General features: G+C 35.8%; 8 protein-coding genes. 7 read left to right on the top strand and 1 reads right to left on the bottom strand.

From position 1 onward, the window contains the following. Window positions 1-99: 99 nt before the first annotated feature. From N8M66_RS01705 to N8M66_RS01675, 7 genes are all read left to right on the top strand, one after another. A complete protein-coding gene (locus N8M66_RS01705; protein ID WP_261045227.1) occupies window positions 100-3357 on the top strand; it encodes a helicase-related protein in 3258 nt (1085 codons plus the stop codon). Then, on the top strand, window positions 3350-4033 hold the full coding sequence (locus tag N8M66_RS01700; RefSeq protein WP_261045226.1) for a DUF4391 domain-containing protein: 684 nt from the start codon (window positions 3350-3352) through the stop codon (window positions 4031-4033). The genes N8M66_RS01705 and N8M66_RS01700 overlap by 8 nt, the downstream gene beginning before the upstream one ends. Before the next feature lie 426 nt (window positions 4034-4459). Then, complete coding sequence (locus N8M66_RS01695; RefSeq protein ID WP_261045224.1) at window positions 4460-6250, top strand: site-specific DNA-methyltransferase; 1791 nt, start codon at window positions 4460-4462, stop codon at window positions 6248-6250. Between the two features lies 1 nt (window position 6251). Next, window positions 6252-7082 carry a hypothetical protein gene (locus N8M66_RS01690; protein ID WP_261045222.1) on the top strand — a complete coding sequence of 277 codons (831 nt, stop codon included), beginning with the start codon at window positions 6252-6254 and terminating at the stop codon, window positions 7080-7082. Window positions 7083-7091: 9 nt separating this feature from the next. Then, window positions 7092-10169: a type III restriction-modification system endonuclease gene (locus N8M66_RS01685; RefSeq protein ID WP_261045220.1), complete on the top strand. Its 3078-nt coding sequence runs from the start codon at window positions 7092-7094 to the stop codon at window positions 10167-10169. A 13-nt stretch (window positions 10170-10182) separates the two neighbouring features. Then, window positions 10183-10635 (top strand): CFI-box-CTERM domain-containing protein, encoded by a 453-nt coding sequence (locus tag N8M66_RS01680; RefSeq protein ID WP_261045218.1) that lies wholly within the window; start codon window positions 10183-10185, stop codon window positions 10633-10635. 275 nt (window positions 10636-10910) lie between these two features. Further along, window positions 10911-11234 carry a hypothetical protein gene (locus tag N8M66_RS01675; protein WP_261045216.1) on the top strand — a complete coding sequence of 108 codons (324 nt, stop codon included), beginning with the start codon at window positions 10911-10913 and terminating at the stop codon, window positions 11232-11234. Window positions 11235-11325: 91 nt separating this feature from the next. Here N8M66_RS01675 and N8M66_RS01670 read toward each other — a convergent pair whose 3' ends face one another. Beyond that, on the bottom strand, window positions 11326-12609 hold the full coding sequence (locus N8M66_RS01670) for a uracil-xanthine permease family protein (RefSeq protein ID WP_261045215.1): 1284 nt from the start codon (window positions 12607-12609) through the stop codon (window positions 11326-11328). Window positions 12610-12843 lie beyond the last annotated feature (234 nt).

Genomic DNA, 12843 nt, shown 5'->3' with positions numbered 1-12843 from the left:
AGCTTTTTGTCCAGTCTCTTTTTAGAAAGAAGAATAAAGGTCTATTTTGAATCTGTAAAGAATGATATAATAGTAGAAATAGTCTAGTAGGGAGGAATTATGGAAATTGATAATAGATCAATTCGTCTTGGAGATGAGTTAAAGAAAGAATTGAAATCAGAGAGCCGAGTCAAAATTGCAGCAGCAACCTTTTCTATGTTTGCTTATCAGCAGTTGAAAGAGGAATTGGAGAATATTGAAGAGTTAAAATTTATTTTCACAAATCCGACTTTTGTAACAGATGAAACCAAAACAGATTTCCGTGAATATACGATACCCCAAAAAGAACGGGAACAATCGATTTTTGGTGGAAAGTATGAACTGAAATTGATGAATGAGCTGACCCAAAAAGCGATTGCTCGTGAATGTGCTGATTGGATCCGAAGAAAAGCGCAATTTAAGTCTATTAATATTGAAACAGATGAAATGCCGAATGGTATTCGAATTGAAAATTCGGATGATGTAGTGGCGGTAGATCGTTTGAAAAACTTTGATCGCAAAGAATTAGGATATGAGGCATCTCTATTTAAAACGAGTAGAAACCTCTATCATGCACCACTTAGTTTAAATTATTTAGATGAATTTGATAATCTTTGGGAAGAAGAGGATTATTTTCATGATGTTACAGAAGAGTTTTTGGAGAATTTAAACCTAGCTCACAAAGAACATTCACCTGAGTTCATTTACTATGTGATGCTATATAATTTATTCAATGAATTTTTAGAAGATATCAATGAAGACTTTTTACCAAATGAAGGTGTTGGTTATAAAGAAAGTAAGATTTGGGGGCTGTTATATGATTTTCAAAAGGATGCAGTGAAATCAATTATTTCTAAATTAGAAAAATTTAATGGATGTATTCTAGCGGATTCGGTTGGTCTAGGGAAGACTTATACAGCTTTAGCAGTCATGACTTATTATGCTTATCGAGGCAAACGTATTTTAGTACTTTGCCCTAAAAAGTTAGAAAATAACTGGAATATGTATCGTCATGATTATGTAAATAATCCAATTTATGATAGACATTTGCTTTATGACGTGCTTTATCATACAGACCTTAGTAGAGATAAAGGGCACTCTAATGGAATTGATTTGTCCTTAAATAATTGGCATACTTATGATCTGGTTGTCATTGATGAGTCTCATAATTTTAGAAATGGTAGCTCTAGCGAAAATGACTTATCTGAGGGGAGAGAAAATCGATATAGCCGTCTAATGAATCGCATCATAAAGTCTGGTGTCCCTACAAAGGTACTTATGTTATCAGCCACTCCTGTTAATAATCGTTTTAATGATTTGAAAAATCAAATTGCTCTAGCCTATGAAGGTGATACGGATCAAATTGATAGTAAATTAGAAACCAAATCATCTATAAATGATATTTTCAGAAACGCTCAATCTGCTTATAATAAGTGGACTGACCTACCTGCAGAAGAGAGAACAACAGATAAACTATTATCTACATTAGATTTTGATTTCTTTAAAGTACTAGATAGTGTAACCATAGCTAGAAGTAGAAAACATATTCGCGAATTTTATGATAGAGAAGCCATTGGAGAGTTTCCACAGCGCTTAAAACCACTTAATTTTGAACCTGATTTAACAGTTTCAAATCTTGGAATTACCTATAAAAAATTATATCACTTACTTGATAAACTGCAGTTGACTATCTATCAACCTTCAATACATATCTACCCATCAAAGAGAGCTAAATACGATAAAAGTAAAGAAGGAAAAATGGGGAATTTAACTCAGTTTGGTCGTGAGTCTGGTATCAAAAAACTGATGATGATTAACCTGCTCAAACGTTTAGAAAGTTCTGTCGCAGCTTTTCGATATACTTTAATAGACGTTGTAAAAGATTATGTAGAAAAGACGTTACAGGCTATCGAGGAATATGAATTGACAGGTTTGGATCATTTATCTGCTGTTCCTCATCTTAATGAAGATGATTTTGATTTGGAAGATAGTAATTTCGAGTTCTCTATTGGTAAGAAAAATCGGATTGCTCTACAAGATATGGATTATCGTAGTTGGAAGGTCGAGTTAGAACAAGATTTTGCAGTATTGACAGAGTTAGAAAATCTAATTAGTAAAATAACACCACAAGAAGACCAAAAACTGCAGACTCTTTTTACCTTGATAGATGAGAAGCTAACAAATCCAATCAATCCTGGTAATAAAAAGCTGATTATTTTCTCTGCATTTGCGACAACAACCAACTACCTTTATAAACATATTAGTCAGTATGTCTTGGATAAGTATGGTCTCTACACTGCTCAGATTTCAGGTACAAAAGGTTTTGCAACAACTCTGGAAACTAAAAATAAAAATCTCAATTCGTTACTAACTTATTTCTCTCCTAAATCAAAATCTCGTGATGTTTTGTTTCCTGGTGATGAGAGTGAGATCGATCTTTTAATCGCAACAGATGTGATTTCCGAAGGTCAAAACTTACAAGATGCAGATATGATGGTTAATTACGATATCCATTGGAATCCTGTCCGTATTGTTCAACGATTTGGTCGTGTGGATCGAATTGGTAGTCAAAATAAATACATTCAATTGGTTAACTTTTGGCCGAACCTTGAGTTAGATGAGTATATCGATCTCAAGTCTAGGGTTGAATCTAGAATGAAGATTTCTGTCTTGACTTCAACAGCAGATGATAATGTTTTGTCTAGTGAAGAAATAGAGGATAATAATTACCGACGAAAACAATTAGAACGTCTTAGAGATGAAGTGGTCGATCTAGAGGAGATGAATGATGGTATTTCCATTATGGATTTAGGCTTGGAAGATTATCGTATGGATCTTCTTAAGTATTTGGAAGAACATCCTGAGTTAGAAAAAGTTCCGAGGGGGTTGCAAGCTATTTTACCTGCTTCCAATAAAGAATCAGAAGGTGTCATTTTTGTCCTAAAAAATAAAGATCAGGTAAAAGGAAAAAATAATCAAAATCAGCTTCATCCATATTATATCCTCTACATCAATAGAAATGGCGAACTACTGTTATCTCCATCTGAAAGCAAGAAAATATTGGAGCACCTCAGTAGCATTTGTCGGGGTCAAAGTAAACCATTAAGTCAAGTAGTAGACAAGTTTAATCGTCAAACAAAAGACGGTAAAGAAATGGTTGTTTATTCGGAATTGCTTCAAGAGGCAATCGATCAACTAATGGAACATAATCAGATTTCAACTATGGATGCCCTATTTAACTTTGGATCTGTTGATTTGATGAATACTAGCATTGAGGGAATGGATGATTTTGAGCTAATTTGTTTCTTTATATTGATGAAAGGAGATTCTGATGATTAAATTCCCATCCTATACATCCTTATCAAAAGCTCACGTTCTATATCGGCCTCATAAAAAGGGAAATAGTGATTTTTTTGATAATCTTAATGTTTCTGTAAAAGAAAAGAAAGAATTAAGAGAACAGATTAGAGCAATTCAAATTACTCATCAGATTGATACAAGTACCACTAATATTCCTGCTGGAAAAAAAGTGAAGCAAATCATGATTTTAGAAATAGAACTCGAACAAATGGATGTTTCGTTCACTTTGTTAGAACAGCTAGATATAAGATTAGGGATTTACACAGCTTTTGTATTAAAATATTCACAAGGTCAAGAAGAACTTCTTATTCATTATAAAGAGCCTTTAAGTCAAGAAAAGGATGGCAAGCACTTTAAGATTGTACGTCGTTTTCAGACGTGTGATGATGTAAGCATTGATTTTGAGGGAAATGACTTAGATGATGTTTATGAGAGTCTTGTAAAAGAAACTGGTAAGAAAGAGTTACAAGTTTTAGAAACAAGTAATCTTAGAAACTCTATTGATCTCAGTGACCAATTAGATAAATTAGAAAAAAGGGCACAACAGTTAAAGAAAAAGATGTATTCTGAAAAATCAATGAGAAAACAAATAGAAATAAAAAGAGACTATCAGGCTACATTGAAAGAAATAGAAGCTTTAAAGAAGCAAAATTGATTGTAAGTTTTGACAAAGGAAAATCAGAAATTGAGATTAGGGAACTTTTTTGATTTCAAAATCTATTTTTGATAAAATGAAGCTGTAATTTATTAAAAATGAAGCATTACAAAAATACGATAAGCCAACTTAATTTTTTATAAAATTAAAATTACAAAAGCTTGACAAAGCTAAGAAAGGATAATACCATGAGCACAGCACAGCACAGCACAGCACAGCACAGCACAGCACAGCACAGCACAGCACACAGGTGAAAACTCTGGACTTGAGAAATTAACTCTCACTTCAAAAGTTGTTTTTACAGATAATATTTCAAAAATTGGTCAACTTTTTCCTGAAGTTCTGACGGAAAAGAGGGATGAATACGGCAGATTAGGTCCTGCGATTGACTTTGAGAAACTAAAACAGTTTTTATCAGAGGAAATTGTGGATGGTCGAGAATCCTATGAGTTTACTTGGGTTGGAAAGCGTGAAGCTATTGCAGAAGCTGGACGACCAACTACAAAAACCCTAAGACCAGATCTTGATGAAAGTGTTGACTTTGAAAACAGTGAAAATGTCTTTATTACTGGAGATAATTTAGAAGTCTTAAAAATCTTACAAGAATCCTATCTAGGAAAAATCGATATGATTTATATCGATCCCCCCTATAATACAGGGAAAGACTTTGTATATTCTGATAAGTTCCAAAAAACAGATGAAGAGTTGAAGGAAGAGATGGAGCTTTTGGATGAAGAAGGACGCCAGGTCGTCGGGCTCACAAAAAATGAAAAAACTTCGGCTCGTTATCACTCAGACTGGCTCAATATGATGTATCCACGCCTGCGCTTAGCAAGAAATCTCCTCAAAGATTCAGGTGTTATCTTTATCTCTATTGATGATAATGAACAAGCGAATCTGAAAGCTATATGTGATGAGATATTTGGGGAAGAGAATTTTATAGCAAGTATTACTAGGAATACAAATAGTTCTAAGAACCAAAGTTTATATATTTCGGTAAGTCATGAATATTGTCTAGTTTATTCCAAAGACGAGATAGAATTAGCAAAAAAACATAGTGAAAATAAATGGTCTGTAGATAAGAATAATATAAATGAGTATAAAAAGAGGGTAAAGCAATTACAAAATGCTGGTTTAAGTAATGAAGAAATTACATATGAATTAAAAGAATTAACGAAGTATCCACGATTCATAGATTTTACCAATTACTGGTACTTTGATGAACGTGGATTATATCGTAAAGGTGATTTAGGTGGCGTAAAAAATGGGAATATGACTCCTCTATTTAATCCTCTAACATGTCAAGAAGACCCTGTACCTCCTGGTGGATATCGCTATAAAAATGAAAAATTACAAGAACTTGTAAATGATAATAGGATTCATTTCCATACAGATGGAAGTTTGCCAACGATAAAGAGATATTTGAATGAAAACTCCAAGCAACGTCCAAAATCCATTATGAGTGATGATCAAAGACCTGATTATGCGTTGTTAAAAAATATGGGGATTGAATTTGATAATCCTAAGCAAATGAGTTTTATGACGAGGATATTGAGTATTTTTGATTCCGAAGCAATATTTTTTGATTTTTTTGCAGGCTCTGGAACAACCGCTCATGCAGTCATGCAATTAAATGCTGAAGATGGAGGTAACCGTAAGTTTATCTTGTGTACTTTGGATGAGGAAGTAGTAGATAAGTCTTCTAATAAAGAGGTAGGTTTTGAAACCATTGCCCAACTTTCGCAGGAGCGAGTTCGTCTTGCTGCTGCTAAGATTCAGGAGGAGCATCCTGAGTTGGTTGGCAAACAAGACTTTGGCTTTAAAGCCTACAAGTTAGATTCTTCTAATTTTAAGGATGTTTCTGCTCGACCTGATCAATTTATCCAAGGAGAACTCTTTGATAGTGTATCCAATATCAAGGAAGGACGTACTGGCCTTGACTTACTTTTCCAAGTTATGCTGACATGGGGAATGGAACTGTCACTAGCCATTGATTTGGATAAGGTAGCAGGAGCAGAAGTTTATGACGTAGATCAAGGTTCGCTCATGGCTTGTTTCGAAGATGAAATATCAGAAGAAGTAATCCGTCATATCGCTCAAGCACAACCACTCCGTGCCGTCTTCCGTGATAGCTCATTTGCCAATTCAGCAGCTAAGATTAACGTAAGTGAAATCTTCAAAGAATTATCACCTCATACAAAAGTGAAGGTGGTGTAGAGTGGATAAAAAGGAGATTAGTCAACTTAGTAAAGATACTTTAGTTGAAACGTTTTTAGATGTTATAATCGATGCTGGAAAAGATTGGATTAAGGAGCAGGGGCTTTCTACAATTTCAGAAACTGCATTTTCTTTAGGGCTTTCTTATATTCCGGTTTTAGGTAATGCTATTTCAAGTTATAAATATGCTAGATCAATAAAAAACCTTGAACTATTAGTAGCTGAGCTTCAAGAGAATTTTGATGCCCTTAAACGGAATCTCAATGTTATGAGTGTTGAGGTCAAGAAAGATATAGATTCTGTATTTATCTATATGCTTGAAAAAACTGTTGAGGAAAAACAGGATGAAAAGATAAAGTATTTCGCAAGTAGTTTTGTGAAATTATCAGAATTTCAGAACATTGATGTAGATATTAGTTATATTTATTACGACACTCTTTCTGCTCTTACGTTATTAGATTTGGAAGTATTATTTGAAATGCAACGCGGATTTTCTTATTATTATTTAAATCCAGATGAACATCCAAGTATAGATATCTCGCCTGAGCAGTTAAGTGCAGTTAAATCTAATTTAGAAAGAATGGGATTGATTGAGAATCAATTTATCTTAGATGTCGGGAAAGATATAGAAAGAATAAATGTAGCTATTTCTGAATACCGTGATGCAATTATTGAGGTTCAAGAACGATTAGAAAAATCAAAAACTAGAATTCATCCTATAAAATCTAGATCAAAATCGAAAGTACCAAAACTCAAAGCTAGAAATAAGTTAGTATTATCTAATTTTGGAAAATCAATGATTGATTTCTTTGGAAAAGTTTCAGAAAGGTAAATGTTCATTATGAAACTACAATTTAAAAAACAACAATTCCAGTTGAATGCGGTTAGTGCTATTGCAGATTTATTTCAAGGGCAATCCAAACATACTGGAGTTCAGTATATGGCGGATCCAGGTCGTATCAAGTCAGATGAGGTAGATTTGGTTTTAGATGCTTATCGAAATGCACCGATTCAATTGAGTCAAGCAAGTATACTAGAAAATGTTCATGCCATGCAAACTCGCTATGGTTTACGTCCTTCTGATAAACTTTCGATTGATATGATTGCTGGTCGAGAAGCTTATAATTTTTCCATAGAGATGGAGACGGGAACAGGGAAGACCTATACCTATATCCGTACAATTATGGAGTTGAATAAACGTTATGGCTGGCTTAAGTTTGTTATTGTCGTTCCAAGTGTCGCTATTCGTGAAGGAGTTCTCAAGTCTCTACAGATCATGTCAAGTCACTTTCAGATGGAGTATGGCAAACAACCACGCTATTTTGTCTACGATTCTTCACGTTTAGGTGATTTGGATAGTTTTGCCAATTCGTCAGACCTTCAAATCATGGTCATCAACTCTCAAGCCTTTAATGCAAAAGGCAAAGATGCGCGACGGATTCATTCCGAACAGGAAAGTTTTCGTTGGCGCCGTCCAATTGATGTCTTGGCAGCGATGAATCCGATTATGATTATTGATGAACCTCAGTCTGTTGAAGGGAAACAGACAAAGGAAAGACTAAAAGATTTCAAGCCATTGTTTACGCTACGTTATTCGGCTACCCACAAGGAAAAGCATGATATGGTTTATAGATTAGATGCCATGGATGCTTATAATCAAAAATTAGTGAAGAAGATTGCAGTTAAGGCTATTGAGCAAACTGGGACGACCGGGACACAAGGCTATCTTTATCTACAAGAAATCATTCCACAAAAATCAGGAGCACCCAAAGCAAAGATTGAGTTTGAAGTAAAAACGCAGTCAGGTGTCAAAAGAAAATTGAAGGTGGTGGATGAACCCTTTGATTTGTATGCTGAATCAGGGAATTTATCTGCTTATAAAGGAATGACCCTTAGTCACTTTGATGCAAGAGAGAACAAACTTCAAGTTGGTGTGATGCAAGAACTTCATGTCGGTGAAGTGATAGGGGAAGTGGATGAGTCGAGTATCAGAAGAATTCAAATCCGAGAGACTATAAAAAGTCATATCGAAAAGGAAAGTAAACTTTATAACCGAAGAATTAAAGTATTATCCCTATTTTTCATCGATGAAGTGGCTAAGTATAAGCAATATGATGAACATAATGATGCCTATAATGGTGAATACGCTCAGATTTTTGAAGAAGAATACCGAAATCAAGTAAACCAGTTTATCCGAACACAGGAACCAACTCCTTATCGTAGATATTTGGAGGCTAATCTTGAAGGAAATTCAGTTCATGCTGGTTACTTTTCGGTAGATAAAGTGAAGAAGTCAGATAAGACCATTTTTGTGGACTATAAATCTGCCAGTGAAAAGAAGAACAATCTTTCAAATGACACTGATGCCTATGACTTGATTATGAAGGACAAGGAGCGTTTGTTGAGCTTTGAGGAGCCAGTTCGATTCCTCTTTTCTCACTCAGCTCTAAAAGAGGGATGGGATAATCCTAATGTCTTTCAAATCTGTACGCTGAAGCAATCTTCAGCAGAGACTCGTAAACGTCAAGAAATTGGTCGTGGTATGCGTTTGGCAGTTGATCAAAACGGAATTCGTCAGGATTTTGAACTCTTAGGAAGTGACGTTCATGAAATCAATAAACTGACAGTAATTGCAAATGAAAGTTATGATCAATTTGCTCGAAGTCTACAAGAAGAAATCAAAGAACTCTTAGCAGATCGTCCTGCAAAAGTGGACGCTACTCTTTTTGCGAATAAAGTTCTAACCAATCAAGAAGGTCAAACAATACGTATTACGAAGGAACAAGCAGATTCGATTCACTTTGATTTGATTCGACAAGGCTATATAGACCGTGAAGGGCAATTGACTGCAGAATATTTTACTGCAAAAGAAAATCATCAGTTACAACTGTCTGAAACACTAGCAGGTTATGAGGATAAGCTGGTAGAGATATTGGAGAGCGTTTATCATGCTGGACAGTATGAAATTGAAAATGCCAATCATTCAGTCATTCAATTCTCAAATGAGGTCAATCAAGAAAATATTGCCCGAAAAGAATTCTTAAATCTCTGGAAGCAAATCAATCGAAAGACAAGCTATCAAGTAGAATTTGATGATGCAGAGTTGGTAAAACATTCGGTTGACTACATTAATGAGAAATTAGTCGTTAGCAAACCAAGCTTTCATATAACTCAAGCAAGCGCTACTGAGATGAGTAAGGAAGAAGGACTCCATCTGACAGTGGCTGAGAATGATCGCCAACAAGAATATCTAACGGATTCGCAGATTATGACTAAATATGATTTACTAGGGGAGATTGCTGAGCAGACTGGTTTAACTCGTAAGTTGGTTGCGGAAATATTAAGTAAAATCTATGTCTACCAATTTGACAAGTTTAAACAGAATCCAGAAGAGTTTATTCTTAAGGTTTCAAAGCTCATTAATGAACAAAAAGCAAGTCAAATTATCAAGCATATTCAGTATAATGTGCTAAATGAAGAGTATGATATGGACTTGTTTTATGACAATCCTGAAACTGCTAACAGATCAGATGATCACTTACTTGAATCCAAAAAAGGAATTTACAATTTTGTAAAAGTTGATTCAAATACGGAGAAGACCTTTAAAGAATCGTTGGAACAATACGAGGATGTTCGTGTTTATGTGAAGTTACCAGGGAAGTTCAGTATTGTGACTCCACTTGGAAACTATAATCCTGACTGGGCAATCGCCTTCCGTGAAGGTAGTGTCAAGCATATCTATTTTGTTGCAGAAACAAAAGGCTCTATGTCTAGTCTTCAATTAAAGCAAGCTGAGCAAGCAAAAATTGCCTGTGCGCGTGCTCACTTTAAAGCCTTAGCACAAGCTGGATTGATTAATGATCAGCACATCTATGATGTGGTTTCAAGTTATGAGGAATTATTAAATATTGTAAGATAGTGAGGAAAAAGAAATGGAATTTGTTGTATATCGTAAGGGAAGAGAAGTAGCTGTTTTTCAACGTAGGAGTGATGCAGAGAGATATGTGCGCTCTAAAACAGGATTTTTTGGTGAGCCAGATGCTTATTATCATATTGAACAAAGAGGTTGTTATTTGACAGAAGCAGCGGTAACTTATAAGGGATTGGCAGATGACTGTGATGAATTGATGACTTTGAGAAAATTCAGGGATTCTTATCTGGCTTTGCAAGAAGGTGGTCAGGAGGAAATTAAATCCTACTATAAGATGGCTCCTCAGATTGTTGCCAAGTTAGAGGAACATCCAAATCGTGAGGAAATACTAGAGTCTATCTGGGCAGAACTCGTGTTGCCTTGTGTTTCCTTGATTAATGCAGGAGAGAATCAAGCTTGCCATCAATTATATAAAACATATACACTAGAACTGTCACAAAAAGTGGTCCAATAAAACGAGTAGAGTATAGGAAAAGAGTTCGGGTCCTTGCTAACTTGTATAGTGCAGAGGAGCCCGAATTCTATTTTAGATTTCCAATACCAAAACAAGCGTCTCAAACTAAACACAAATAGCACTTATTTGGAAGATTTTGAAGATTGGGATGACAATATCACAAAGGAAGCCAATTTCATGGAATGGCTTAGCCAAATGGTAGGACACTAAGGGGGGGATTTTTATCCCTTGGGATTTAAGGAAACATAAAAGAGAAAGAGAGATAAAAGAATAACATGAAAAGAGATAATGGCGATTTGAATTTGTTTAAATTTGTAGGGATTGGGGCTGTAGTGTTTTGCCTATTTATTATCATTGGGTCAAGGTTTGTTACTGTTGGCAATGACAGCAAGGAAGAGACTAAAATAGCACAAACAGAAAGCCTAATAAAGGAAGAAAGCACACTGAAAGCAGAATTGAGAGATGCTGAAATTTTAGGTAAATTTTGGAATAGTAAAGGTTATTTTATAGTAGTATATAATGAGTTAACAAAAGCCCCAGAGGTGCTTGAGGTTGAAAAGAATGAATGGGGTTATATGAAAGTAGGGGAGCTATATTAAACAGCGTTAGAGGGGATTTACTCACTTTTAAATATCAAAAAACGAGCACTTCCGTAATTGGAAATGCTCGTTTTTTGATGTGTTTAGACTTTTAGTCTTTATTTTCGTATGGCAAGATTAAGTTCAAGATGATTCCTGTCATGGCTGATAGGGCAGTACCTGAAAGGGTAACTGGACCAAGTTTAAGGATAGCTCCTCCAAGTCCAAGGACTAACATAGCACTTGCGATGATGAGATTACGCATTTGAGCGAAATCAACACGTTCTTTAATCAAGACCTTCAAACCGTTGCTGGCGATAACTCCATAGAGAAGGATTGACATACCACCAAGTACAGCGTTTGGAATAGTTGAAATCAAGGCAGTGAATTTACCAAGGAAGCTTAGGGCAATTGCGATGAAGGCTGCGTTACGGATAACTGAGACAGAAGCGATACGAGTCATACCGATAACCCCAGTATTTTCTCCATAAGTTGTATTGGCTGGTCCACCAAGGAAGGCAGAAACAGAAGTTGCGATACCGTCACCAAGAAGAGTACGGTGAAGACCTGGTTCTTTCAAGAATTGACGGCCACAGATTTGACCTAAAACAGTATGGTCTCCGATATGTTCAGAAATTGTTACGATAGCGATTGGCAAGATGGCGATAGTTTCTGGACCAAAGTAAAGGTTGTACTCTTTAAAGGCACCACCAGTGCTAAATGGCAAGTAGAAACCAGGAATTTCAAACCAGTCAGCTTTAAGAACTGGTGTAAAGTCAACTAGCCCAAGAGCTAGAGCGAAGAGGTAACCACCGATAATTGCAAAGAGGAAAGGAATGATTCGTAGGAAGCCTTTTCCTTTTGTATTGATAAAGGCAGCAATTAGGAAAGTAACAACCGCTACAAGAGCATTTTTCCAATTTCCATCCGCTACAAGACCAGCGTTAGTAACAGCTGAACCTGCAAGTCCAAGACCGATAACGATAATCATAGGTCCGATGATGATTGGTGGCAAGAGTTTATCAATCCATTTTGTACCCGCAAAACGAACACTTGCAGCCACAAGGACATAGATAAAACCTGTAAGGATAACCCCTGTTTGTGCAGCTGATACATCCCCTCCTAGTTCCTTCATAGCTAGGGACATAGCTGTGATAAAGGCGAATGATGATCCTAGATAAACTGGAACTCTAAAACCAGTTGCGATCATGTAGATGAGTGTTCCAACACCTGAAGCAAAAAGGGCAACAGATACAGGCATTCCCAAAATCAATGGTACTAAGATGGTCGCTCCAAACATGGCGAAAACGTGTTGGAAACTAAGGAGAATTCCTTTTCCAGCCGAAGGACGTTGGTCAACGTCTAGTAACAAATCAACAGTTGATTCTTGTTTCATATAAACCTCACTTTTGGGCATCAAAAAAGAGCCCATTATTTTACAGCAATAGGCCCTCAGAGTAAGACTTCTTTAAAATCTAGACTTTAAAGAGTTTCAAATATTTCTGCGTCTTCGTCACCTCACGGGATGACATTAAAAACCTTTGCTTAGGATAGTATAGCAGAAAAAAATGATTTTGTAAATCATTTTTTCCCGAGCCCGAAAATAAGAGAGCGAGGTTGATTTTGTAAA

The sequence above is a fragment of the Streptococcus mitis genome, from assembly GCF_946188585.1.
GTDB classification, from domain to species: domain Bacteria; phylum Bacillota; class Bacilli; order Lactobacillales; family Streptococcaceae; genus Streptococcus; species Streptococcus mitis_DG.
Note: the sequence above shows the minus strand (reverse complement) of the source record. Positions and strands in the feature narration are given on the sequence as shown.

Bases quoted from the DNA above. Each gene is read 5' to 3' on its own strand.
- N8M66_RS01700 (WP_261045226.1), top strand. From the start codon at position 3,350: ATGATTAAATTCCCATCCTATACATCCTTATCAAAAGCTCACGTTCTA.
- N8M66_RS01685 (WP_261045220.1), top strand. From the start codon at position 7,092: ATGAAACTACAATTTAAAAAACAACAATTCCAGTTGAATGCGGTTAGT.
- N8M66_RS01675 (WP_261045216.1), top strand. From the start codon at position 10,911: ATGAAAAGAGATAATGGCGATTTGAATTTGTTTAAATTTGTAGGGATT.
- N8M66_RS01670 (WP_261045215.1), bottom strand. From the start codon at position 12,609: ATGAAACAAGAATCAACTGTTGATTTGTTACTAGACGTTGACCAACGT.
- N8M66_RS01705 (WP_261045227.1), top strand. From the start codon at position 100: ATGGAAATTGATAATAGATCAATTCGTCTTGGAGATGAGTTAAAGAAA.
- N8M66_RS01680 (WP_261045218.1), top strand. From the start codon at position 10,183: ATGGAATTTGTTGTATATCGTAAGGGAAGAGAAGTAGCTGTTTTTCAA.